Origin of the sequence: Pseudomonas sp. IPO3749 (assembly GCF_013386605.1) — a bacterium.
Classification (GTDB): Bacteria; Pseudomonadota; Gammaproteobacteria; order Pseudomonadales; family Pseudomonadaceae; genus Aquipseudomonas; species Aquipseudomonas azotoformans_A.
Window position 1 is genome coordinate 31,479 of sequence record NZ_JACARN010000072.1, and the last position, 23,437, is coordinate 54,915.

Consider the following 23,437-nt stretch of genomic DNA (forward strand, 5'->3'; position numbering starts at 1 on the left):
CCGTCAGCCGGCCAGCACCTTGTTCAGGGTGGCGATCAGGGTTTCTTCATCCACCGGCTTGGTCAGGTAGTCCTTGGCGCCCTGGCGCGCGCCCCAGATCTTGTCGGTTTCCTGGTCCTTGGTGGTGATGATGATGATCGGGATGCCGTTGGTTTCCGGCTCCTTGGACAGCTGGCGGGTGGCCTGGAAGCCGTTGAGGCCCGGCATCACGATGTCCATCAGCACGGCGTCGGGCAATTCCTGGCGGGCAAGCGCCACGCCGTCCGCGCCGTTTTCGGCCTTGAGGACCTGGTGACCATGCTTTTCCAGCATGCCGGTCAGTTTGTACATTTCGGTCGGCGAATCGTCGACGATCAGAACACGTGCCATGGTTTTCCCCACTACATAGGTGGACGCCGGCCCTTGTGAGGCGGCGTCAGTGTGCTTGTTCTACTGCGGCGAACCCCGGCACGTAGGCCTTGATCGCGCCCAGCAGTTCTTCCTTGCTGAAAGGCTTGGTCAAAAACTGATCGACCCCCACGATGCGCCCCTTGGCCTTGTCGAACAGGCCGTCCTTGGACGACAACATGATCACCGGGATCGACTTGAACGCCGGGTTGTTCTTCACCAGCGCGCAGGTCTGATAGCCATCCAGGCGCGGCATCATGATGTCGACAAAAATAATATGCGGGTGATGATCAACAATCCGGGCCAGGGCATCGAAACCGTCGATGGCCGTGATGACATCGCACCCCACGTTCTTCAACAAGGTTTCAGCGGTGCGGCGGATCGTCTTCGAATCATCGATCACCATCACTCTCAAGGCGTTGGAATGCTGTTCCATATCTGCTCTGCCATCGCCACAGCGAATCGGTTTTCGGTGTGTACTGCCTGATGTTGCACAGGATGAGCGCCGCGGGCCTTGGAATTCAAGGGCTGCTGCGCCGTGGCAGTCTTTTTAGCACAGTCTCCGGGCGCAATCTATCGAGCAACCGGCCAGGTGGTTTTTCCTTGACCCACAACAGCCGCAGCGCCACTCTGACGCCACTTTTATGCGCCCTTATTTGCTAGAGGAAATCCCCCATGAGCGTTCGCGTCGGCATTGTCATGGACCCTATCGCCAGCATTTCCTATAAAAAGGACAGCTCGCTGGCCATGCTCCTGGCCGCCCAGGCCCGCGGCTGGACCCTGTTCTATATGGAGCAGCGCGATCTTTACCAGGGCGACGGCGAGGCCCGTGCACGCATGCGCCCGCTGCAGGTGTTTGCCAACCCGGAAAAGTGGTTCGAACTGCAAGATGAAATCGACAGCCCGCTGAGCGATCTGGACGTGATCCTGATGCGCAAGGACCCGCCGTTCGACATGGAGTTCGTCTACTCCACCTACCTGCTGGAGCAGGCCGAGCGCGCTGGTGTGCTGATCGTCAACAAGCCACAGAGCCTGCGCGACTGCAATGAAAAGCTGTTCGCCACCCTGTTCCCACAGTGCACGCCGCCGACCGTGGTCAGCCGCCGCGCCGATGTGCTGCGTGAATTCGCCGCCAAACATGGCGATGTGATCCTCAAGCCGCTGGACGGCATGGGCGGCACCTCGATCTTCCGTCACCGCGCCGGCGACCCGAACCTGTCGGTGATCCTGGAGACCCTGACCGCCTTGGGCACCCAGCAGATCATGGGCCAGGCCTACCTGCCGGCGATCAAGGACGGCGACAAGCGCATCCTGATGATCGACGGCGAACCGGTGGATTACTGCCTGGCACGCATCCCGGCGGCGGGCGAGACCCGTGGCAACCTGGCGGCCGGTGGTCGTGGCGAAGCGCGCCCGCTGTCGGACAAGGACCGCTGGATTGCAGCCCAGGTCGGCCCGACCCTGCGTGAAAAGGGCTTGCTGTTTGTCGGCCTGGACGTGATCGGCGAGAACCTGACTGAAATCAACGTCACCAGCCCGACCTGCATTCGCGAGATCGACAATGCATTTGGCACGAACATCGGCGAAATGTTGATGGCCGCCATTGAGCGCAAGCTGCAGGCCAAGTGATATAGAACAGCCGGACACAAACCAACATTGCGTTATCATGCGCCACCTGTGAAACGCGCGATGTTGGTTTTCTTGTCATGACACTCCCGTCCGATCTGCCCCCCGAACTCTCCCACAGCGGCGTGCGCCCGGCTGATCGGCTCGGATTTACCCTGTTCCTGGCCGCGCTGATCCACCTGGCCCTGATCCTCGGCGTGGGTTTCACCATGGTCGAGCCCAAGCAGATCAGCAAAACCCTGGAAATCACCCTCGCCACATTCAAAAGCGAAAAGAAGCCCGAGAAGGCTGACTTCCTCGCCCAGGACAACCAGCAAGGCAGCGGCACCCTCGACAAGAAAGCCGTGCCCAAGACCACCGAAGTGGCGCCGTTCCAGGACAACAAGGTGAATAAAGTCACCCCGCCGCCGGTGCCCAAGCCGGAGGTCAAGCAGGCCGCGCCCAAGGCAGCAGTGACCACCGTCGCGCCCAAGCCGCAAAAAGCCCCGACCCAGCGTGAAAAGACCAAGACCGAACCCACGCCCGAGCCCGTAAAGCCAGCGCCGACCTTCGACAGCTCGACCCTGTCCGACGAAATCTCCAGCCTCGAAGCCGAACTGGCCAACGAACAGCAGCTGTACGCCAAGCGCCCGCGCATCTACCGGCTCAACGCCGCCTCGACCATGCGCGACAAAGGTGCCTGGTACAAAGACGAGTGGCGCAAGAAGGTCGAGCGCATCGGCAACCTCAACTACCCGGAAGAAGCCCGGCGTCAGCAGATTTACGGCAATTTGCGTCTATTGGTTTCAATCAACCGCGACGGCACGTTATATGAAGTGCAGGTACTGGAGTCGTCCGGCCAGCCGTTGCTGGACCAGGCCGCCCAGCGCATCGTGCGCCTGGCCGCGCCTTTTGCCCCTTTCAGCGGCGACTTGAACGACGTCGATCGCCTGGAAATCATCCGCACCTGGAAGTTCGCCAAGGGCGATCGGTTGTCGAGCAATTGATGACAATTGCCACCTGTGGCACATCACCAGCTTGTCAGTTCGCCCCTCCACCGCCACACTATCGAACATGAAAAACGTCAGCCCGACCTACCTCAAGCATCAATTCCTGATCGCCATGCCCCATATGGCCGACCCGAACTTTGCGCAGACCTTGACCTACATCGTCGAGCACACGGCCAATGGTGCCATGGGGTTGGTGGTCAACCGCCCGCAAGAGCTGAACCTGGCGGATATCCTTGAACAGCTGCGCCCGGAAGTCGACCCGCCTGCCCGTTGCCAGGGCGTGCCGATCTACATCGGCGGGCCGGTGCAGACCGATCGCGGTTTTGTGCTGCACCCGACGGGGCCGAAGTTCCAGGCCACGGTCGATCTGGACGGTGTGTCACTGTCCACCTCCCAGGACGTGTTGTTCGCCATCGCCGACGGCGTGGGCCCTGAGCAAAGTGTGATCACCCTCGGTTACGCGGGCTGGGAAGCGGGCCAATTGGAGGCCGAACTGGCCAGCAACGCCTGGCTGACATGCCCCTTCGACGCCGACATCCTGTTCAACACCCCTAGCGAATTGCGCCTGGAAGCGGCGGCCGCCAAGCTGCGGGTCAACCTCAGCCTGTTGACCAGCCAGGCGGGGCACGCCTGATGGCTTTGCGACTAATCCTGGGTTTTGACTACGGCACCAAACAGATCGGCGTCGCGGTCGGCCAGGTCATCACCGGCCAGGCCCGCGAGCTGTGCACCTTGAAAGCCCAGAACGGCGTGCCGGACTGGAACCAGGTCGAAGCCCTCATTAAAGAGTGGAAGCCCGATGCGGTCGTGGTCGGCCTGCCCTTGAACATGGACGGCACCCCCAGCGACATGTGCCTGCGCGCCGAAAAATTCGCCCGCCGCCTCAATGGCCGCTACAACCTGCCCTTTTATACCCACGACGAACGCCTCACCACCTTTGAAGCCAAGGGTGAGCGCCGTGACCGTGGCGGGCAGAAGGGCAGCTACCGCGACAACCCCGTGGACGCCATCGCCGCCGCCCTGTTGTTGCAGGGATGGCTGGATGAAAACACTGCATTATTTGAATCCTGACTGACGCGGCTTGCCGCGTCTTTTTACGTTTGAGCCCGGACCTTGCCTGCGCCAAGGTCCTGAAGGAGCCTGCATGAGCCTGCCGAACCCCGCCGAACTGATCAGCCAGATGGCCACCAGCCTCACGGCCCATCTGCAACACCGCAACATCAGCGAGCCGCGCTTCATCGGTATTCGCACCGGTGGTGTGTGGGTGGCCCAGGCATTGCTGGAAGCACTGGGCAGCGACTCGCCCCTCGGCACCCTCGACGTGTCCTTCTACCGTGACGACTTCAGCCAGAACGGCCTGCACCCGCAAGTGCGCCCGTCGGCCCTGCCGTTCGAGATCGAAGGCCAGCACCTGGTGCTGATCGACGACGTGCTGATGAGTGGCCGCACCATCCGTGCCGCCATGAACGAACTGTTCGACTACGGCCGCCCGGCCAGCGTGACCCTGGTGTGCCTGCTCGACCTGGATGCCGGCGAACTGCCGATCAGCCCGGATGTGGTCGGCGCCACACTGTCGCTTTCAGCCCACCAGCGGGTAAAATTGTCCGGTCCCACGCCGCTCGAACTCGAACTGCAAGACCTCGCCCTTTAAACCGCCTTGTAAAGAGTCCCCGCGATGACGCCTCTCGATGCCAAGCGCCCGCTGCAGCTCAATGCTCAGGGCCAGTTGCAACACTTCTTGTCCCTCGACGGTTTGCCCCGCGAACTGCTCACCGAAATCCTCGACACCGCCGACTCGTTCCTTGAAGTCGGTGGCCGCGCGGTGAAGAAGGTCCCGCTGCTGCGCGGCAAGACCATCTGCAATGTGTTCTTCGAGAACTCCACGCGCACCCGTACCACCTTTGAACTGGCGGCCCAGCGGCTGTCGGCCGACGTGATCACGCTGAACGTGTCCACCTCGTCGGCAAGCAAGGGCGAGACCCTGCTCGACACCCTGCGCAACCTGGAAGCCATGGCCGCCGACATGTTCGTGGTGCGCCACGGCGACTCCGGCGCCGCGCACTTCATCGCCGAGCACGTGTGCCCGCAGGTGGCGATCATCAACGGCGGCGACGGCCGTCACGCCCACCCGACCCAGGGCATGCTCGACATGCTCACCATCCGTCGGCACAAGGGCAGCTTTGAAAACCTCTCGGTGGCCATTGTCGGCGACATCCTGCACTCGCGGGTTGCACGCTCCAACATGCTGGCCCTCAAAGCCCTGGGTTGCCCGGATATCCGCGTGATCGCACCAAAAACCCTGCTGCCGATCGGCATCGAGCAGTACGGCGTGAAGGTCTACACCGACATGGCCGCCGGCCTCAAGGACGTGGATGTAGTGATCATGCTGCGCCTGCAACGTGAGCGCATGGCCGGTGGCCTGCTGCCGAGCGAAGGCGAGTTCTACCGCCTGTTCGGCCTGACCACTGCGCGCCTGGCCGGCGCCAAGCCGGATGCCATCGTCATGCACCCGGGCCCGATCAACCGTGGGGTGGAGATTGAGTCGGCGGTGGCCGACGGCCCTCAGTCGGTGATCCTGAACCAGGTCACCTACGGCATCGCCGTGCGCATGGCCGTGCTGTCCATGGCTATGAGCGGGCAAACCGCGCAACGTCAATTCGAGCAGGAGAACGCCCAGTGAAGCTCAGCATTCTTGGCGCTCGCGTTATCGATCCGGCCAGTGGCCTGGATCAAGTCACCGATTTGCATCTGGAAGCCGGCAAGCTTATCGCCATCGGCGCTGCTCCGGCAGGTTTCAGCGCGACTGAAACCCTCGACGCCAAAGGCTTGGTGGCCGCGCCGGGCCTGGTCGACCTGAACGTCGCCCTGCGCGAGCCAGGCTACAGCCGCAAAGGCAACATCATCAGCGAAACCCGCGCCGCCGCTGCCGGTGGCGTGACCAGCCTGTGCTGCCCGCCGCACACCAAGCCGATCCTCGACACCTCGGCCGTGACCGAACTGATCCTCGACCGCGCCCGTGAAGCCGGCAATTGCAAGGTGTTCCCTATCGGCGCCTTGAGCAAAGGCCTGGAAGGCGAACAACTCGCCGAACTGATCGCCCTGCGCGACGCCGGTTGCGTGGCCTTCGGCAATGGCCTGGAAAGTTTTCGCAGCACCCGCACGCTGTTGCGCGCCCTGGAATACGCGGCCACCTTCGACCTGACGGTGATCTTCCATTCCCAGGACCGCGACCTGGCCGAAGGCGGCCTGGCCCATGAAGGCGCCGTGGCCAGCTTCCTCGGCCTGCCGGGCATTCCGGAAACCGCCGAGACCGTGGCCCTGGCCCGTGACCTGCTGCTGGTGGAACAAAGCGGCGTGCGCGCGCACTTCAGCCAACTGACCAGTGCACGAGGTGTCGCCTTGATCGCCCAGGCCCAGGCCCGTGGCTTGCCGGTAACGGCGGATGTGGCGCTGTATCAGCTGATTCTGACGGATGAAGCGCTGATCGACTTCTCCAGCCTGTACCACGTGCAGCCGCCGCTGCGCACTTTGGCCGACCGCGACGGTTTGCGCGCAGCGGTCAAGTCCGGTGTGGTTTCGGCGATTTCCAGCCATCACCAGCCCCATGAGCGGGATGCCAAGCTGGCACCGTTTGGCGCGACAGAGCCGGGCATCAGCAGTGTCGAACTGTTGCTGCCGTTGGCGATGACGTTGGTGGAAGATGGGTTGCTGGACTTGCCGACACTGCTGGCACGCCTGAGCGCTGGCCCGGCCGAGGCCCTGCGCCTGCCGGCGGGTAAGTTGGCGGTGGGATCGGCGGCGGATCTGGTGCTGTTTGATCCGGCCAGCTCCACGGTTGCCGGGGAGCAGTGGTTGTCCAAGGGTGAAAACTGCCCATTCATCGGGCATAGCCTGCCGGCGACGGTGCGCTACACCCTGGTTGACGGACGCATCAGCTACCAGGCCTGACGCTACAAACCTGTAGGAGCGAGCAAGCTCGCTCCTACAGGTTATTTACCGCCCGGAATTGCGCTCGGCATTGCGGATCGAAATCTGCGTATTCAATGTCCAGAAGTCATACAGCACCCCCACCAGGAACAAGCCGCCGGTCAGCAGGTAGATCAGGCCGGTGATCCATTTGCCCTGGTACATGCGGTGCACGCCAAATACCCCCAGAAACGCCAACAGGATCCAGGCCACGTTGTATTCGATGGGCCCGGCGGTAAAACGCAGGTCCGCTTCACGGTCCATGGCCGGAATCAGGAAAAAGTCGATCAACCAGCCAATACCCAACAGGCCGAGGGTGAAAAACCAGATCGTGCCGGTGACGGGTTTGCCGTAATAGAAGCGATGCGCCCCGGTAAAACCGAAAATCCACAGCAGGTAACCGATCACCTTACTGTGGGTGTCTTGCTGCGGGCCAATCTGCTGATAGGTGTTCATCGCGTACCTCTTTTGCCTCGATAGATAAATTTTTTCATTTTCTTTGTGACTTTTTTACAGGCGCCCGACGTACGGCAAATGGTATCTTCCCTGCCCTGAAAGCCTTATGCCACCTGACTTGTGTAGGACAATTGCGGCGAATCGTCGCGTTTTTCCTGATTTTGACGTCAAGGTTCAGTCGACAAACGGCCTGAGAACGGCACAAAAAGCTGTTATAAAGTTGCGCGCAAACCCATAAGAGCCACGCCTAATGCGACCATTTTTCAAGACATGGCTAACCATTTGCCTATTAATGCCACTGGCCGCCCACGCCACCAATCGTGAGCAACGACTTCCTAACGTTAACGGTTTCACCCCTAAAGTCCACAGCACGCCAAGCACCGCCAAATCGGTAAAGCTGACCGTCAACCGCCCGACTCAACTGAGCAAGGCGCACAACGGCAAAGCAGTCCCAGGCCTGGTCGGCGTCAACACCAAGCAGAGCAGCACCGTCCTCAGCCGCGCCGTCAACGTGCTCGGTACCCCTTATCGTTGGGGCGGCAGCAGCCCAAGTAAAGGGTTCGACTGCAGCGGCTTGGTGAAATATGCGTTCAACGACGTAGCCGCCGTGGATTTGCCGCGCACGTCCAACGCCATGGCCGCCGGCCACGGGCAGAAGGTTGATCGCAAGGACCTGAAACCCGGTGACCTGCTGTTCTTCAAGCTGAAGAGCCGCCAGGTCAACCACGTTGCCATCTACCTGGGCAACGATCGCTTCATCCACGCACCGCGTCGTGGCAAGTCGGTGAGTATCGACACGCTGAAGAAGCCGTTCTGGGACAAGAACTACGTGATTGCCAAGCGGGTGTTGCCGAAAGAGCAGAACAACAACCTGCGGGTCGTCCAACGCTGATTCCAGGCTGGAATGCGGAAAACAATGTGGGAGGGAGCATGCCCCCTCCCACATTTGGATCTTCATATTTCCCCAGGCACCCTCGCCTTCTCCCTCGCATCCTCCCGGCTGATCACCCCCTCCCCGACCAGCGCCTTCAAACTCATATCCAGCGTCTTCATCCCCAACGCCCCACCCGTCTGTATCGCTGAAACCATCTGCGCCACCTTGTCCTCCCGGATCAAATTCCGAATGGCCGGCGTGCCCAGCATGATTTCATGGGCCGCCACGCGTCCGCCGCCGATCTTCTTTACCAGCACCTGGGACACCACCGCCTGCAACGACTCCGACAGCATCGAGCGGACCATGGCCTTTTCCCCGGCCGGGAACACATCCACCAGCCGGTCGATAGTCTTTGCCGCCGAACTGGTGTGCAGGGTGCCAAACACCAGATGCCCGGTCTCAGCCGCCGTCAGCGCGAGGCAGATGGTTTCCAGGTCGCGCAGTTCGCCCACCAGGATCACGTCCGGGTCTTCGCGCAGCGCCGAGCGCAGGGCGATGGAAAAACCCTGGGTGTCGCGATGCACCTGGCGCTGATTGATCAACGCCATTTTCGGCGTGTGGATAAATTCGATGGGGTCTTCAAGGGTGAGAATGTGGTGGCGCCGATGCTGGTTGAGAAAATCGATCATCGCCGCCAGGGTGGTGGACTTGCCTGAGCCGGTCGGGCCGGTGACCAGCACCAGACCACGTGGCAGTTGGGCGATACGCTGGAACACTTCGCCAAGACCGAGGCTTTCCAGGCTCTGGACCTCAGAAGGGATGGTGCGAAACACCGCACTCATGCCGCGATCCTGCCGGAACACATTGGCCCGGAAGCGCGCCACGCCGGGCAGTTCGAAGGCAAAATCTGTTTCTAGAGATGTTTCGAAATCCTTTTGCTGGTGCTGAGTGAGCAAAGGGCTCAATAAGTCCGCTACTTGCGTAGGTGACAGCACCGGCCCCTCCAGCGGCCAGACCTCGCCATCCAGTCGCAGCATCGGCGCCAGGCCGGCAGACACATGCAGGTCGGAGGCGCCACGGCGCACGCTGGCCGTGAGTAATTCAGTGATATCCATAGGGCTTTCCATTTCCAGTAGAATGCCGCGGACTCCATATCCACGGGCGCATCTTGAATGTCGACGATAGCAGACAACATCGGCCAGGTTAGCCAGCGCATCCGCGCCGCAGCCGACGCCGTGCAACGTGACGCAAGCAGCATCCACCTGCTGGCCGTGAGCAAGACCAAACCCGCGCAAGCCGTGCGCGAAGCCTATGCCGCCGGCATGCGCGACTTTGGCGAGAACTACTTGCAGGAAGCCTTGGGCAAACAGGCCGAATTAACCGACCTGCCCTTGAGTTGGCACTTCATCGGCCCCATTCAATCGAACAAGACGCGCGCTATCGCCGAGAACTTCGCTTGGGTGCATTCCGTGGACCGCCTCAAAATTGCTCAACGCTTGTCCGAACAACGCCCGGCCGACCTGCCACCGCTGAATATCTGCATCCAGGTCAATGTCAGTGGCGAAGCCAGCAAGTCCGGCTGTACACCCGCCGACCTGCCGGCCCTGGCCCATGCGATCAACGCACTGCCGCGCCTGAAACTGCGTGGCCTGATGGCGATTCCGGAGCCGACTGAAGATCGGACCGCGCAAGACGCAGCGTTCGCCGCGGTACGCGACCTGCAAAACAGCCTGAACCTGCCGCTGGACACACTTTCCATGGGCATGAGCCACGACCTTGAGTCGGCCATTGCCCAAGGCGCCACCTGGGTGCGGATCGGTACCGCCCTGTTTGGTGCCCGCGACTACGGCCAGCCATGAAATGGCTGACTTCCCTCTGAGTAAGGACCTGTCATGAGCAACACGCGTATTGCCTTTATCGGCGCCGGTAACATGGCGGCCAGCCTGATCGGTGGCCTGCGGGCCAAGGGCCTGGACGCCGCGCAGATCCGCGCAAGCGACCCAGGCGCCGACACCCGTGCCCGTGTCAGCGCCGAGCACGGCATTGAAACCTTTGCCGATAACGCCGAGGCTATCCAGGGCGTCGATGTGATTGTGCTGGCCGTTAAGCCGCAGGCCATGAAAGCCGTGTGCGAAAGCCTGCGTCCGAGCCTGCAGCCGCAGCAACTGGTGGTGTCCATCGCCGCCGGCATCACCTGCGCCAGCATGAACACCTGGCTCGGTGCCCAGCCGATCGTGCGCTGCATGCCCAATACGCCAGCACTGGTCAGCCAAGGTGTGAGCGGGCTGTATGCCACCGCGCAAGTGAGCGCCGAACAACGTGACCAGGCGCAGGAGCTGCTGTCTGCCGTGGGCCTCGCCCTGTGGCTGGAGCAGGAACAGCAACTGGACGCGGTCACCGCCGTGTCCGGCAGCGGCCCGGCGTACTTCTTCCTGCTGATCGAGGCCATGACTGCCGCTGGCGTGAAACTGGGCCTGTCCAAGGACGTGGCCGAGCAACTGGCCGAGCAGACTGCCCTGGGCGCCGCCCATATGGCGGTGGCCAGCGATGTCGACGCCGCCGAGTTGCGCCGTCGCGTGACCTCGCCAGGCGGCACCACACAGGCGGCCATCGAGTCGTTCCAGGCCGGGGGCTTTGAAGCCCTGGTGGAAAAAGCATTGGGTGCCGCTGCGCACCGCTCGGCGGAACTCGCCGAACAACTGGGCAAATAAGGAGCCAACATGATTGGTTTGAACACCGCAGCCGTCTATGTGCTGCAAACCCTCGGCAGTCTGTACCTGCTGATCGTACTGATGCGCTTCGTGCTGCAACTGGTGCGTGCGAACTTCTACAACCCGCTCTGCCAGTTCATCGTCAAAGCCACCCAGCCGCTGCTCAAGCCGCTGCGCCGGATCATCCCGAGCCTGTTTGGCCTGGACATGTCGTCGCTGGTCCTGGCGATCCTGGTACAGCTGGCCTTGATGGCGCTGACCCTGCTGCTGACCTACGGCACCACCGGCAACTTCGTGCAACTGCTGGTCTGGGCCATCATCGGCGTGACCGCGCTGTTCCTGAAGATCTTCTTCTTCGCCCTGATCATCAGCGTGATTCTGTCCTGGGTCGCCCCCGGCAGCCATAACCCTGGCGCCGAACTGGTGAACCAGATCTGCGAACCGGCCCTGGCGCCGTTCCGCCGCCTGCTGCCGAACCTGGGCGGCCTGGATATTTCGCCGATCCTGGCGTTCATGGTGCTCAAATTGCTCGACATGCTGGTGATCAACAACCTGGCAGCCATGACCGGCATGCCAGAGATTCTGCGCCTGCTGATCTGATGTTCCCTGGCGAGGGAGGCCCCTCCCTCGCCATTGCTTGCCGCTAGGTGCAGCGGTCTTTAGACTTACGCCTCATTTAAACGAGAGCAGGGTCGATGCCAGCTGCCTTTCCCCCCGATTCTGTTGGACTGGTCGTGCCCCAAGTGGCGCACTTCAGCGAACCGCTGGCCCTGGCCTGCGGGCGTTCGCTGCCTGCCTATGACCTGATCCATGAAACCTACGGCCAACTGAACGCCACGGCGAGCAACGCCGTGCTGATCTGCCATGCCTTGTCCGGCCATCATCACGCCGCCGGCTTCCACTCGGTCGACGAGCGCAAGCCCGGCTGGTGGGACAGTTGCATCGGCCCCGGCAAGCCCATCGACACCGACAAATTCTTTGTGGTCAGCCTGAACAACCTCGGCGGCTGCAACGGCTCCACCGGCCCGAGCAGTATCAACCCGGAAACCGGCAAGCCGTTCGGCGCCGATTTCCCGGTACTGACCGTGGAAGACTGGGTGCACAGCCAGGCCCGCCTCGCCGACTTGCTTGGCATCCACCAGTGGGCCGCCGTGATCGGTGGCAGCCTGGGCGGCATGCAGGCGCTGCAATGGACCATCACTTACCCGGACCGTGTGCGCCATTGCCTGGCCATCGCCTCGGCGCCCAAGTTGTCGGCGCAGAACATCGCCTTCAACGAAGTGGCGCGCCAGGCGATCCTCACCGACCCGGAGTTCCACGGCGGTTCGTTCCAGGAAGCCGGGGTGATCCCCAAGCGCGGCCTGATGCTGGCACGGATGGTGGGGCATATCACCTACCTGTCCGATGACTCCATGGGCGAGAAATTCGGCCGTGGCCTCAAGAGCGAGAAGCTCAACTACGACTTCCACAGCGTCGAGTTCCAGGTGGAAAGCTACCTGCGTTATCAGGGTGAGGAGTTCTCCGGGCGTTTCGACGCCAACACCTACCTGCTGATGACCAAGGCACTGGACTATTTCGACCCGGCCGCCAATCACGACGACGACCTGGCCAAAACCTTCGAAGGCGCCACGGCCAAGTTCTGCGTGATGTCGTTCACCACCGACTGGCGCTTCTCGCCGGCCCGCTCCCGTGAGCTGGTGGATGCGCTGATGGCCGCGCGCAAGGACGTTTGCTACCTGGAAATCGATGCGCCGCAAGGGCACGACGCCTTCCTGATTCCGATCCCGCGTTACTTGCAGGCGTTCGGCAATTACATGAACCGGATTACTGTGTGAGAACGCCATGAGAGCCGACCTGGAAATCATCCAAGAATGGATCCCCGCCGGCAGCCGTGTGCTCGACCTGGGCTGCGGCGATGGCGAACTGCTGAGCTGGCTGCGCGACAACAAGCAAGTCACCGGCTACGGCCTGGAAAACGACCCGGACAATATCGCCCAGTGCGTGGCCAAGGGCATCAACGTGATCGAGCAGGACCTGGACAAGGGCCTGGGCAACTTTGCCAGCAACAGCTTCGACATCGTGGTGATGACCCAGGCCCTGCAAGCCGTGCACTACCCGGACCGCATCCTCGACGAAATGCTGCGCGTCGGTCGCCAGTGCATCATCACCTTCCCGAACTTCGGCCACTGGCGCTGCCGCTGGTACCTGGCCACCAAGGGCCGCATGCCGGTGTCGGACTTCCTGCCGTACACGTGGTACAACACGCCGAACATCCACTTCTGCACCTTCGAAGACTTCGAAGCCTTGTGTGGCGAACGCGAAGCCAAGGTGATCAACCGCCTTGCCGTCGATCAGCAGCACCGCCACGGCTGGGCGAGTAAGCTATGGCCCAACCTGTTGGGCGAAATTGGTATTTACCGGGTCAGCAGTCCTGGCCTGACCGACCACAAGATTGCCGTCTAATCATCTTCAAGAGGGACGCTCATGAGTCGTTTGGCTATTTTTCTATTGACCGCCTGCCTGGGCGCCAGCGCCGTGGCCGCAGACGCAATAGACGCTAACCGCAAGAAAGACTTCGGTGACATCACCGTGCACTACAACACCTTCACCTCCAGCTTCCTGCAACCGGAAACGGCCCAGGCTGTCGGCGTGGTACGCAGCAAGGAGAAGGGCCTGATCAACGTGACCGTGATCAAGGGCGTGACCCCGGTGGCCGCGCAAGTCACCGGCACCATCAAGGACCTGGGCGGCAAGAGCGAGATCCTGACCTTCAAGCAGATCAACGAGAAAGGCGGCGTCAACTATCTCGCGCCCTACTCCGTGACCCAGCGGGAATACAAGACGTTTACCATCAATGTTGAAACCGGCGGCAAAGCCCATAGCTTCCAATTCAACCAAGAACTGTTCCCGGCCGAATGATGAAACTCACCCAACTCGTACTGGCCAGCCATAACGCCGGCAAACTCAAAGAATTGCAGGCGATGCTCGGCGACTCCGTGCACCTGCGCTCCATTGGCGAGTTCAGCCAGGTGGAGCCGGAAGAGACCGGCTTGTCGTTCGTCGAGAACGCCATCCTCAAGGCACGCAACGCCGCACGCATCTCCGGCCTGCCGGCGCTGGCGGACGACTCGGGCCTGGCGGTGGACTTCCTCGGCGGTGCCCCTGGCATCTATTCGGCACGTTATGCCGACGGCAAGGGCGACGCGGCCAACAACGCCAAGCTGCTGGACTCACTCAAGGACGTGCCGGATGAAGAGCGCGGCGCGCAGTTCGTCTGCGTGCTGGCCCTGGTGCGCCACGCCGATGACCCGCTGCCGATCCTGTGCGAAGGCCTGTGGCACGGGCGCATCCTGCATGCGGCCAGTGGCGAACATGGTTTTGGCTATGACCCGCTGTTCTGGGTGCCCGAACGCAATGTTTCCAGCGCCGAATTGAGCCCGACCGACAAGAACCAGATCAGCCACCGTGCTCGCGCAATGGATTTGCTGCGCCAACGCCTGAGCCTGAAATGACCCAGAACACCTCTGCGCAGCCGCTGATCCACGGCGGCGCGCAAACACCTCGGGCGGCCTTGCCGGTACTGCCGCCCCTGGCGCTGTATATCCACATCCCGTGGTGCGTGCGCAAATGCCCCTATTGCGACTTCAACTCCCACACCGCCAGCAAGGTGCTGCCGGAAGAGGAGTATGTGGACGCCTTGCTGGCAGATCTCGACCAGGATCTGCACGCTGTGTACGATCGCGAGCTGAGTTCGATCTTCTTTGGCGGCGGTACGCCAAGCCTGTTCAGCGCCGCCGCATTGGGCCGCCTGCTCAAGGGTGTGGAAGCGCGCATCCCGTTTGCCAGTGATATCGAGATCACTTTGGAAGCCAACCCCGGCACCTTCGAACAAGAGAAGTTCGTGGCGTACCGCAAGCTGGGGATCAACCGGCTGTCCATCGGCATCCAGAGTTTCCAGCAGGAAAAGCTTGAAGCGCTGGGGCGTATCCATAATGGCGATGAAGCCGTGCGCGCAGCGGGCATGGCGCGCCTGGCCGGGTTTGATAACTTCAACCTGGACCTGATGCACGGTTTGCCCGATCAGTCCCTGGACGACGCCCTGAGCGACCTGCGCCAGGCCATCGCGCTGAAGCCGACGCACTTGTCCTGGTACCAGCTGACCCTGGAACCCAACACCGTATTCTGGAACCAGCCGCCCACGCTGCCGGAAGACGACACGCTGTGGGATATCCAGGAAGCCGGCCAGGCGCTGCTTGCCGAACACGGTTACGCGCAATACGAAGTGTCGGCCTACGCGCAACCGGGTCGCCCGGCGCGGCACAACCTGAACTACTGGAGTTTTGGCGACTTCATCGGCATCGGCGCCGGTGCCCACGGCAAGCTCAGCCACCCCGACGGGCGCATCGTGCGCACCTGGAAGACCCGAGCACCAAAGGACTACCTCAACCCGGCCAAAAGCTTTCAGGCCGGCGCGAAGGAACTGACCAATGAAGAACTGCCATTCGAGTTCCTGATGAACGCGTTGCGCCTCACCGAGGGCGTCGAGGCCAGGCTCTACGCCGAGCGCACCGGCCTCGACCTGGCAAGCCTCGATGAAGGCCGCCGCGAGGCCGAACAAAGTGGCTTAATGCAGGTCGAACCGTCACGCCTGGCGGCGACCGACCGTGGGCAACTCTTTCTCAATGACCTGTTGCAAAAGTTTTTGAGCTGATCGCTCTTAAGGAAATCGAATGGATTTGGTACTCGACCTGCTCGCCACCGTATCCCGCTGGAGCCGTAGCAACCTGTCGGAAATCTCCCTGGCCCTCATCGGCTGCCTGCTGGTGCTGTTCGGCGCGGATATCAAAGGCTGGGTGGAAGCGCGCTTGGGCAGCATCGCCGGCGCGTTGCGCGTACCGTTGATGGCGCTGGTGTGCATGATCGGCAGCGGCGCCGCGTTGATCTACGCCACGCCGTGGATTGTGCGGGGGTTGAGCCAGTTCAATAACTACAGCCTGGCGCCGGTGTTGGTGGTGGTACTGGTGTTGATTGGCGTTGTGGCAGACCGCCGCTGACTCCCACGCCAACGCAGATACACATGTGGGAGCGGGCTTGCTCGCGAATGCGGAGTGTCAGTCACTGGAGATATTGACTGATCGACCCCATTCGCGAGCAAGCCCGCTCCCACATTTTTGACCGCATTCCAAATCAACGGTTTGTCAGTCAACCTTCTCGAACTTCAAATCCCACACCCCATGCCCCAACCGCTCACCACGGCGTTCAAACTTGGTGATCGGACGCTCAGCCGGGCGTGGCACGCATTTGCCGTCTTCGGCGATGTTGCGGTAGCCGGGGGCGACGTTCATCACTTCCAGCATGTATTCCGCATACGGTTCCCAATCGGTGGCCATGTGCAGGATGCCGCCCACTTTCAGCTTGCTACGTACCAGCTCCGCGAAGGAGGCCTGGACGATGCGGCGCTTGTGGTGACGGGATTTGTGCCATGGGTCCGGGAAGAACAACATCAGGCGGTCGAGGCTGTTGTCGGCGATGCAGCGGTTGAGCACTTCGATCGCGTCGCAGTCATACACGCGCAGGTTGGTCAGGCCTTGGGTCAGCACGCCATTGAGCAGCGCGCCCACACCTGGGCGGTGCACTTCCACACCGATAAAGTCCTGCTCCGGCGCGGCGGCGGCCATTTCCAGCAGGGAGTGGCCCATGCCGAAGCCGATTTCCAGGGAACGCGGGGCCGAACGGCCGAACACCTGGTCGTAATCCACCGGCGCATCGGCCAGCGGCAACACGAACAGCGGCGTACCTTGCTCCAGGCCCTTTTGCTGGCCTTCGGTCATGCGACCGGCGCGCATCACAAAACTCTTGATGCGGCGGTGCTTGGACTCGTCGCCTTCTTCTACAGTGTTCGGCGTTTCGTTTGATTCAGTCATCAATGGCTCTTACTTGATCAGACCATCCAGCGGCGAGGAGGCGCTGGCGTAGAGTTTTTTCGGCATACGGCCGGCGAGGTAGGCCAGGCGGCCCGCGACGATGGCGTGGTTCATGGCTTGCGCCATCATGATCGGCTGCTGGGCATGGGCGATGGCCGAGTTCATCAGCACCGCGTCGCAGCCCAGCTCCATGGCGATGGTCGCGTCGGAGGCTGTGCCTACGCCCGCATCCACCAGCACCGGGATCTTGGCTTCTTCCAGGATGATCTGCAGGTTGTACGGATTGCAGATACCCAGGCCGGAACCGATCAGGCCGGCCAGTGGCATGACGGCGATGCAGCCGATTTCTGCCAGTTGGCGCGCGATGATCGGGTCATCGCTGGTGTAGACCATCACGTCGAAGCCTTCCTTGACCAGCGTTTCAGCGGCCTTGAGGGTTTCGATCACGTTGGGGAACAGGGTTTTCTGGTCGGCCAGCACTTCCAGCTTCACCAGGTTATGGCCGTCGAGCAGCTCACGCGCCAGGCGGCAGGTGCGCACGGCTTCGATGGCGTCATAGCAACCGGCGGTGTTCGGCAGGAAGGTGTAGCGATCTGGCGACAGCACTTCGAGCAGGTTCGGCTCGCCTTCGATCTGGCCCAGGTTGGTGCGGCGCACGGCGAAGGTGACAATCTCGGCGCCCGAGGCTTCGATGGCCAGGCGGGTTTCTTCCATGTCGCGGTACTTGCCGGTGCCGACCAGCAGACGGGACTGGAAGGTACGACCGGCCAGGACGAAGGGCTTGTCGCTACGAACGATGCTCATGGGAAATCCTCGAAATGGGGTGAGGTTCTGCAGAATTCAGGAAGCTGCGCGACTAGCCGCCGCCGATGGCGTGGACCACTTCGACCTGGTCACCTTCGGTGAGCGCAGTTTCGGCGTGCAGGCTACGCGGGACGATATCCAGGTTGAGTTCCACTGCGACGCGACGCCCGGTCAGGTCCAGGCGCGTCAGCAGGGCCGCAACGGTTTCACCGTCGGGCAGTTCAAAGGATTCGCCGTTCAACTGAATGCGCATGCCACGGGCCGCCATCGTTTTAAGGGGCCCGCATTCTAGCCCGATTGACGTTGCCGGCCCAAGCCCCTTGGTCAGGCGGCCTGCAGGCGCCATGCCGCCAGACCGAGGAAAAACCAACCTAAAACGAACGCCAGCCCACCAAACGGCGTGATGATGCCTAGCTTGCTGAAACCTGTCAGCGTCAGCACATACAGGCTGCCGGAGAACAACAGGATGCCGACGGTAAACGAGATGCCCGCCCAGCTGACCAACCGGCCAGGAATATGCGCCGCCAGCAACGCCACACCGAACAACGCCAGGGTATGCACCAGTTGGTAGGTCACGCCGGTATGGAAGATCGCCAGGTACTCGGCGCTCAAGCGGTTTTTCAGGCCATGGGCAGCAAACGCGCCGAGGGCGACACCGGTAAAGCCAAAAAAGGCAGCCAACATCAGAAAGCCACGCAACATGAGGAACTCCAGTCAGACTCAAAGGGCCGGGTCTGTATAATGGCCCGCTCAACGGGTTCGGCCAAGCCATCTCTATGCTGCGTCTCCTCTTCAAACGCTTTCTCAACGTCGTGAAATGGTTTGCCATCGGCAGTGTGCTGCTGGTGTTGCTGTTTCGTGTCGTCCCGCCGCCGTTCACCGCGCTGATGGTGGAACGCAAGGTTGAATCCTGGTTCGACGGCGAACCCATTGACCTGCAGCGCACCTGGGTGCCGTGGGATGAGATCTCCGACGACCTCAAAGTGGCGGTGATGGCCGGCGAAGACCAACGCTTCCCGCAGCATTGGGGCTTTGACTTCGGTGCGATCCAGGCGGCGATCCTGCACAACGAGCGCGGCGGCTCGATTCGTGGCGCCAGTACGTTGAGCCAGCAGGTGTCGAAAAACCTGTTCCTGTGGACCGGCCGCAGTTATTTGCGCAAAGGCCTGGAAGCCTGGTTTACCGGGTTGATCGAGGTGTTGTGGCCCAAACAGCGGATTCTTGAGGTGTATCTCAACAGTGTTGAGTGGGATGAGGGGGTGTTTGGCGCGGAAGCAGCGGCGCGGCATCACTTCGGCGTGAGTGCCAAGGGGCTTTCGCGGCAGCAGGCCAGCTATCTGGCGGCAGTGTTGCCTAACCCTCGGGTGTGGAGTGCCAGTCATCCGACGGCGTATGTGGCGCGGCGCGCAGCGTGGATTCGGCAGCAGATGAGTCAGTTGGGTGGGGATGGCTATTTGGTGGAGTTGAATAACTCGCGCAAGGCCCCCTGGTCCGACTGACACAACACAGAAACAAATGTGGGAGCGGGCTTGCTCGCGAAAGCGGTGGATCAGTCAATATCTCCAGTGACTGACACTCAGCTTTCGCGAGCAAGCCCGCTCCCACATTTAGACCGCGTCGCGTTTTAGGCGGCGATCGACAACTTCAGCTTGTTCATCGCGCTTTTCTCAAGCTGACGAATCCGCTCGGCCGACACGTTGTACTTCTGCGCCAAGTCGTGCAGCGTAGCTTTGTCTTCCGCCAGCCAGCGCTGGTAGAGGATGTCACGGCTGCGGTCGTCGAGCACTTCCAGCGCTTCGTGCAGGTTGTGGTTGGAGTTGTCACTCCAGTCCGCATCCTCCAGTTGACGCGCCGGGTCGTACCGGTGGTCTTCCAGGTAGTTGGCCGGCGATTGGAAGGCGCTGTCGTCGTCCGCTTCGGCGGCTGGGTCGAAGGCCATGTCATGGCCGGTCAGACGGCTTTCCATCTCGCGCACTTCACGGGGCTCCACGCCGAGGCTTTCGGCCACGCGGTGGACTTCCTCATTGTTCAGCCACGCCAGGCGTTTCTTCTGGCTGCGCAGGTTGAAGAACAACTTGCGCTGGGCCTTGGTGGTCGCCACTTTCACGATGCGCCAGTTGCGCAGGATGAACTCGTGGATTTCCGCCTTGATCCAGTGCACGGCAAACGACACCAGACGTACACCCATTTCCGGGTTGAAGCGTTTCACAGCCTTCATCAGGCCAACGTTGCCTTCCTGGATCAGGTCAGCCTGGGCCAGGCCGTAGCCGCTGTAGCTACGGGCGATATGTACGACAAAACGCAGGTGGGCGAGCACCATCTGCCGAGCCGCCCCCAAATCCTGCTCATAGTAGAGACTCTCGGCCAGTTCACGCTCCTGCTCGGGCGTCAGCAATGGAATGCTGTTGACCGTGTGCACATAGGCTTCCAGGTTCGCACCCGGGACCAAGGCATATGCAGGTTGCAAAGAAGTGGTCATACAAAACCTCCGACTTACATAACTCGTGCAGTGAAGCACTGCGAAAATTGACCGGGAACCGTAGGACAAGTTCCCTAAACCACCAATACGGTCAATACAAACGAAACCACATTAATCTGACATTAACTACTTCGGTGCCAACTCGCGTAAATGACGAGCGACCGCAATCCAAGCACCGATATACCCCAACAATACCGCGCCAAGCAAGAGACTCAGACCATCGGCTACCGGCACACCGGCCAGCGCAAAATCACTGCCGTAGAGTCCGGCCAGCCCGACCACCGCGTCGTTCAGCCAGTCCAGGCCGAACGCCAGCACGCCCCAGGACAAAATCCCGGCACCGAAACCATAAAGCGCGCCCATGTACAGAAAAGGACGACGCACATAGCTGTCCGTGCCGCCGACCAGTTTAATCACTTCTATCTCGGTGCGACGGTTTTCAATATGAAGACGAATGGTATTACCTATCACCAAAAGTAATGCAGACACCAACAGCACCGTCAGGCCGAACACAAAGCGGTCGCCCAGCTTGAGGATCGCCGCCAGGCGCTCTACCCAGACTAGATCAAGCTGCGCCTGTTGCACCTTGGGCATCTCTGCGAGTTTTTGCCGCAGGGCTTCCAGCGCCGGCTTGTCGACTTCATTCGGCGTCACCAGTACCACGCCCGGCAGCGGGTTCTGTGGCAGCTCCTTGAGCGCCTCGCCGAGGCCGGATTGTTGCTGGAACTCTTCAAGGGCCTGGTCGCGACTGATGTACTCGGCATCCGCCACGCCTGGAATGTTCTTGATGTCGTCACGCAACGCTTCGCCATCTTTGGCGCTGGCGTCGATGTTCAAGTACAGCGAGATCTGCGCCGCACGCTGCCAGGAACCGCCGAGGCGCTCCACATTATTGAGCAGCAGCGACAAACCCATCGGCAGGCTCAGGGCCACTGCCATCACCAGGCAGGTGAAAAAGCTGCCAATCGGCTGCTTGCCCAAGCGGCGCAGGCTGTCGACCAGACTGGCGCGATGGCTTTCGATCCAGGCGCGCAGCAAGGTGCTGAAGTCCGGGCCATCATCGTCGTGATCGTGTTTTTTCTTCGGTGGTTGCGGATCGGCCGGTTTCGGCGCCACGCGCTCGGAGACTTTAGGGCTGCGTGTCGCACTCATACGCCGGCCTCCCCGTCACCGATCAGGCGGCCGCGCTGCAGAGTCAGCATGCGATGGCGCATACGCGCGATCAGCGCCAGGTCGTGACTGGCGATCAGCACGCTGGTGCCCAGCCGGTTAATGTCTTCGAACACCCCCATGATCTCGGCCGCCAGGCGCGGGTCGAGGTTACCGGTGGGTTCGTCCGCCAGCAGCAGGGCCGGCCGATGGACGATGGCGCGGGCAATGCCGACGCGCTGTTGCTGGCCGGTGGACAGGTCGCCGGGGTAGAGATCGGTCTTGTCCGACAGCGCCACGCGCTCCAGGGCCGAATCCACGCGCTTGACGATCTCGGCCTTGGACAGCCCGAGGATCTGCAACGGCAACGCCACGTTATTGAACACGGTGCGGTCGAACAGCAACTGGTGGTTCTGGAAAACTACGCCGATCTGGCGGCGCAGGAACGGAATCTGCGCATTGCTGATGGTGGCCAGGTCCTGGCCCGCCAGCAGCAACTTGCCGGTAGTCGGGCGTTCCATGGCCAGCAGCAGGCGCAACAAGGTACTTTTGCCGGCACCGGAGTGCCCGGTTACAAACAGAAACTCGCCGCGACGCACTCGAAAGCTCAGCTCATGCAAGCCCACATGCCCGTTGGCATAGCGTTTACCGACCTGTTCGAATCGAATCATGAACGCTCCCGCTCGGCAAACAGTGCCTGTACAAAGGGTTCGGCTTCAAAGGTGCGCAGGTCGTCGATGCCTTCACCGACGCCGATATAACGAATCGGCAACCCGAACTGTTTGGCCAGGGCAAAAATCACGCCGCCCTTGGCCGTGCCGTCGAGCTTAGTCAATGCCAGGCCGGTCAGTTGCACCGTCTGGTTGAATTGTTTGGCCTGGCTGATGGCGTTCTGGCCCGTGCCCGCGTCAAGCACCAACAGAACCTCGTGCGGCGCGTCTGCATCGAGCTTGCCGATCACGCGACGGACTTTCTTCAGCTCTTCCATCAGGTTGTCTTTGGTGTGCAGGCGACCGGCGGTATCGGCGATCAACACGTCGATGTTGCGGGCCTTGGCGGCTTGCACGGCATCGAAGATCACCGAGGCGGAATCGGCGCCGGTGTGTTGGGCGATGACCGGGATTTTGTTGCGCTCGCCCCACACCTGCAGCTGCTCAACCGCTGCGGCGCGGAAGGTATCGCCGGCGGCCAGCATGACTTTCTTGCCTTCGGATTGCAGCTTCTTGGCCAGCTTGCCAATAGTGGTGGTCTTGCCAGCGCCGTTGACGCCCACTACCAGGATCACGAACGGCTTGTTCGGGGTGATCACCAGCGGTGCCTCAACAGGCTTGAGCATGGCGGCCAGCTCGGCCTGCAGGGATTTGTACAGCGCATCGGCGTCCGTCAGTTGCTTGCGCGCGACCTTCTGCGTGAGGCTCTGGATAATCACGGCGGTGGCTTCGACGCCCACGTCGGCGGTGAGCAGACGGGTTTCGATGTCTTCCAACAGTTCGTCATCGATGACTTTTTTGCCGAGAAACAGGCTGGCCATGCCTTCGCCGATGCTGGCGCTGGTCTTGCTCAGGCCCTGCTTGAGGCGGGCAAAGAAGCCGGTCTTGCTGGTTTCGACGGCAGCTGCCACGGGTTCTGGCTCGATCACCGCAGGCGCAGCGACCTCGACCACAGCCGGAATCGGCGGAGTCACGTGCTCAGCCTGTACATCTTCGACCAGGGCCACGGGCTCTTCGGCCACCGGCAGTTCTGGCCAGGGCTTGTGCTCTGGTTCTGGTTCTGGTTCTGGCTCAGGCTCAGGCTCAGGCTCAGCTTCGACCACCGGCTGCAGCACCGGCTCGGCCATCGGCAACACCACCGGCTCCGGCGCTTGCGCGACCGGCTCGGCTTCTACTATAGGCTCAGGGATGGGTTCAGGCTGAACCGGCGGCTGTTCGTCGACGGTTTCCTGCGGCTTTTTGCGCAGCCATCCGAACAGGCCTTTTTTCTCGCCAGCCGCAGCTGGGGTCTTCTTGTCGTCGTTGGAACCAAACATGGAGACGGCTATCTCAAGGTAGCGACGCGCCAGTAGGCGCGTCGGT

30 protein-coding genes are annotated in these 23,437 nt (G+C 61.6%); 18 read left to right on the forward strand and 12 right to left on the reverse strand.

Annotated elements, in window-relative coordinates:
* Positions 1–3 precede the first annotated feature (3 nt).
* Positions 4–369 carry a twitching motility response regulator PilH gene (gene pilH / locus HX812_RS25395; protein WP_016976047.1) on the reverse strand — a complete coding sequence of 122 codons (366 nt, stop codon included), beginning with the start codon at positions 367–369 and terminating at the stop codon, positions 4–6.
* Positions 370–415: 46 nt separating this feature from the next.
* Positions 416–823, reverse strand: a complete 408-nt coding sequence (gene pilG, locus HX812_RS25400; protein ID WP_010564379.1) for a twitching motility response regulator PilG — start codon at positions 821–823, stop codon at positions 416–418.
* A 239-nt stretch (positions 824–1,062) separates the two neighbouring features.
* On the opposite strand from pilG, the gene gshB reads away from it, so the two are divergent.
* The 7 genes from gshB to HX812_RS25435 all read left to right on the forward strand — a co-directional run bounded on the left by gshB (position 1,063) and on the right by HX812_RS25435 (position 6,950).
* The gene (gene gshB, locus HX812_RS25405) at positions 1,063–2,016 is read left to right on the forward strand and encodes a glutathione synthase (protein ID WP_028618297.1); all 954 of its coding nucleotides are present in this window, start codon (positions 1,063–1,065) and stop codon (positions 2,014–2,016) included.
* Positions 2,017–2,093: 77 nt separating this feature from the next.
* Positions 2,094–2,999 carry an energy transducer TonB gene (locus tag HX812_RS25410; protein WP_038850851.1) on the forward strand — a complete coding sequence of 302 codons (906 nt, stop codon included), beginning with the start codon at positions 2,094–2,096 and terminating at the stop codon, positions 2,997–2,999.
* 67 nt (positions 3,000–3,066) lie between these two features.
* Positions 3,067–3,636: a YqgE/AlgH family protein gene (locus HX812_RS25415; protein WP_033897066.1), complete on the forward strand. Its 570-nt coding sequence runs from the start codon at positions 3,067–3,069 to the stop codon at positions 3,634–3,636.
* Positions 3,636–4,073: a Holliday junction resolvase RuvX gene (gene ruvX / locus HX812_RS25420; RefSeq protein WP_003195067.1), complete on the forward strand. Its 438-nt coding sequence runs from the start codon at positions 3,636–3,638 to the stop codon at positions 4,071–4,073. Before HX812_RS25415 ends, ruvX begins: the two co-directional genes overlap by 1 nt.
* A 73-nt stretch (positions 4,074–4,146) precedes the next feature.
* Positions 4,147–4,653, forward strand: a complete 507-nt coding sequence (gene pyrR / locus HX812_RS25425; RefSeq protein WP_033897063.1) for a bifunctional pyr operon transcriptional regulator/uracil phosphoribosyltransferase PyrR — start codon at positions 4,147–4,149, stop codon at positions 4,651–4,653.
* Positions 4,654–4,677: 24 nt separating this feature from the next.
* Positions 4,678–5,682, forward strand: coding sequence for an aspartate carbamoyltransferase catalytic subunit (locus HX812_RS25430; RefSeq protein ID WP_016976042.1), 1,005 nt, complete (start codon positions 4,678–4,680; stop codon positions 5,680–5,682).
* On the forward strand, positions 5,679–6,950 hold the full coding sequence (locus HX812_RS25435; RefSeq protein WP_016976041.1) for a dihydroorotase: 1,272 nt from the start codon (positions 5,679–5,681) through the stop codon (positions 6,948–6,950). Before HX812_RS25430 ends, HX812_RS25435 begins: the two co-directional genes overlap by 4 nt.
* A 45-nt stretch (positions 6,951–6,995) precedes the next feature.
* Here the strand turns inward: HX812_RS25435 and HX812_RS25440 are convergent, their stop codons facing one another.
* Entirely contained in the window at positions 6,996–7,424 is a 429-nt protein-coding gene (locus tag HX812_RS25440; RefSeq protein WP_033897061.1) for a TM2 domain-containing protein, read from the reverse strand.
* A gap of 250 nt (positions 7,425–7,674) precedes the next feature.
* Here HX812_RS25440 and HX812_RS25445 point away from each other — a divergent pair, with 250 nt between their 5' ends.
* Entirely contained in the window at positions 7,675–8,316 is a 642-nt protein-coding gene (locus HX812_RS25445) for a C40 family peptidase (protein ID WP_028618303.1), read from the forward strand.
* Positions 8,317–8,378: 62 nt separating this feature from the next.
* Here the strand turns inward: HX812_RS25445 and HX812_RS25450 are convergent, their stop codons facing one another.
* Positions 8,379–9,413 (reverse strand): type IV pilus twitching motility protein PilT, encoded by a 1,035-nt coding sequence (locus HX812_RS25450; RefSeq protein ID WP_038850850.1) that lies wholly within the window; start codon positions 9,411–9,413, stop codon positions 8,379–8,381.
* A gap of 57 nt (positions 9,414–9,470) precedes the next feature.
* Here HX812_RS25450 and HX812_RS25455 point away from each other — a divergent pair, with 57 nt between their 5' ends.
* The 9 genes from HX812_RS25455 (at position 9,471) to HX812_RS25495 (ending at position 16,063) form a co-directional block, all read left to right on the forward strand.
* Complete coding sequence (locus HX812_RS25455) at positions 9,471–10,157, forward strand: YggS family pyridoxal phosphate-dependent enzyme (RefSeq protein WP_033897058.1); 687 nt, start codon at positions 9,471–9,473, stop codon at positions 10,155–10,157.
* A gap of 33 nt (positions 10,158–10,190) precedes the next feature.
* Entirely contained in the window at positions 10,191–11,009 is an 819-nt protein-coding gene (proC, locus tag HX812_RS25460) for a pyrroline-5-carboxylate reductase (protein ID WP_038850848.1), read from the forward strand.
* Between the two features lie 9 nt (positions 11,010–11,018).
* On the forward strand, positions 11,019–11,609 hold the full coding sequence (locus tag HX812_RS25465; RefSeq protein ID WP_033897055.1) for a YggT family protein: 591 nt from the start codon (positions 11,019–11,021) through the stop codon (positions 11,607–11,609).
* Positions 11,610–11,704: 95 nt separating this feature from the next.
* Entirely contained in the window at positions 11,705–12,844 is a 1,140-nt protein-coding gene (locus tag HX812_RS25470) for a homoserine O-acetyltransferase (RefSeq protein ID WP_038850846.1), read from the forward strand.
* 7 nt (positions 12,845–12,851) lie between these two features.
* Positions 12,852–13,472, forward strand: coding sequence for a methionine biosynthesis protein MetW (gene metW / locus HX812_RS25475; protein WP_010207236.1), 621 nt, complete (start codon positions 12,852–12,854; stop codon positions 13,470–13,472).
* A gap of 21 nt (positions 13,473–13,493) precedes the next feature.
* Entirely contained in the window at positions 13,494–13,928 is a 435-nt protein-coding gene (locus HX812_RS25480) for a DUF4426 domain-containing protein (protein ID WP_016976033.1), read from the forward strand.
* Positions 13,925–14,521, forward strand: a complete 597-nt coding sequence (gene rdgB, locus HX812_RS25485; protein WP_038850844.1) for an RdgB/HAM1 family non-canonical purine NTP pyrophosphatase — start codon at positions 13,925–13,927, stop codon at positions 14,519–14,521. The genes HX812_RS25480 and rdgB overlap by 4 nt, the downstream gene beginning before the upstream one ends.
* On the forward strand, positions 14,518–15,720 hold the full coding sequence (hemW, locus tag HX812_RS25490) for a radical SAM family heme chaperone HemW (protein ID WP_038850842.1): 1,203 nt from the start codon (positions 14,518–14,520) through the stop codon (positions 15,718–15,720). Before rdgB ends, hemW begins: the two co-directional genes overlap by 4 nt.
* A gap of 19 nt (positions 15,721–15,739) precedes the next feature.
* Complete coding sequence (locus tag HX812_RS25495) at positions 15,740–16,063, forward strand: DUF3392 domain-containing protein (RefSeq protein WP_038850841.1); 324 nt, start codon at positions 15,740–15,742, stop codon at positions 16,061–16,063.
* Positions 16,064–16,207: 144 nt separating this feature from the next.
* Here the strand turns inward: HX812_RS25495 and trmB are convergent, their stop codons facing one another.
* The 4 genes from trmB to HX812_RS25515 all read right to left on the reverse strand — a co-directional run bounded on the left by trmB (position 16,208) and on the right by HX812_RS25515 (position 18,439).
* A complete protein-coding gene (trmB, locus tag HX812_RS25500; RefSeq protein WP_038849389.1) occupies positions 16,208–16,933 on the reverse strand; it encodes a tRNA (guanosine(46)-N7)-methyltransferase TrmB in 726 nt (241 codons plus the stop codon).
* 9 nt (positions 16,934–16,942) lie between these two features.
* Complete coding sequence (locus tag HX812_RS25505; protein WP_016976029.1) at positions 16,943–17,737, reverse strand: thiazole synthase; 795 nt, start codon at positions 17,735–17,737, stop codon at positions 16,943–16,945.
* Positions 17,738–17,789: 52 nt separating this feature from the next.
* A complete protein-coding gene (gene thiS, locus HX812_RS25510; protein WP_015886354.1) occupies positions 17,790–17,990 on the reverse strand; it encodes a sulfur carrier protein ThiS in 201 nt (66 codons plus the stop codon).
* 71 nt (positions 17,991–18,061) lie between these two features.
* Positions 18,062–18,439: a DUF423 domain-containing protein gene (locus tag HX812_RS25515; RefSeq protein ID WP_038849390.1), complete on the reverse strand. Its 378-nt coding sequence runs from the start codon at positions 18,437–18,439 to the stop codon at positions 18,062–18,064.
* A 74-nt stretch (positions 18,440–18,513) separates the two neighbouring features.
* On the opposite strand from HX812_RS25515, the gene mtgA reads away from it, so the two are divergent.
* Complete coding sequence (gene mtgA / locus HX812_RS25520; RefSeq protein WP_038849395.1) at positions 18,514–19,236, forward strand: monofunctional biosynthetic peptidoglycan transglycosylase; 723 nt, start codon at positions 18,514–18,516, stop codon at positions 19,234–19,236.
* Between the two features lie 125 nt (positions 19,237–19,361).
* Here mtgA and rpoH read toward each other — a convergent pair whose 3' ends face one another.
* From rpoH to ftsY, 4 genes are all read right to left on the reverse strand, one after another.
* A complete protein-coding gene (gene rpoH, locus HX812_RS25525) occupies positions 19,362–20,216 on the reverse strand; it encodes an RNA polymerase sigma factor RpoH (RefSeq protein ID WP_016972967.1) in 855 nt (284 codons plus the stop codon).
* A gap of 126 nt (positions 20,217–20,342) precedes the next feature.
* Positions 20,343–21,368, reverse strand: coding sequence for a permease-like cell division protein FtsX (gene ftsX / locus HX812_RS25530; protein ID WP_016976026.1), 1,026 nt, complete (start codon positions 21,366–21,368; stop codon positions 20,343–20,345).
* Complete coding sequence (gene ftsE / locus HX812_RS25535; RefSeq protein ID WP_003234627.1) at positions 21,365–22,036, reverse strand: cell division ATP-binding protein FtsE; 672 nt, start codon at positions 22,034–22,036, stop codon at positions 21,365–21,367. Before ftsE ends, ftsX begins: the two co-directional genes overlap by 4 nt.
* Positions 22,033–23,391 (reverse strand): signal recognition particle-docking protein FtsY, encoded by a 1,359-nt coding sequence (gene ftsY / locus HX812_RS25540; RefSeq protein ID WP_038850621.1) that lies wholly within the window; start codon positions 23,389–23,391, stop codon positions 22,033–22,035. The genes ftsE and ftsY overlap by 4 nt, the downstream gene beginning before the upstream one ends.
* Between the last annotated feature and the right edge of the window lie 46 nt (positions 23,392–23,437).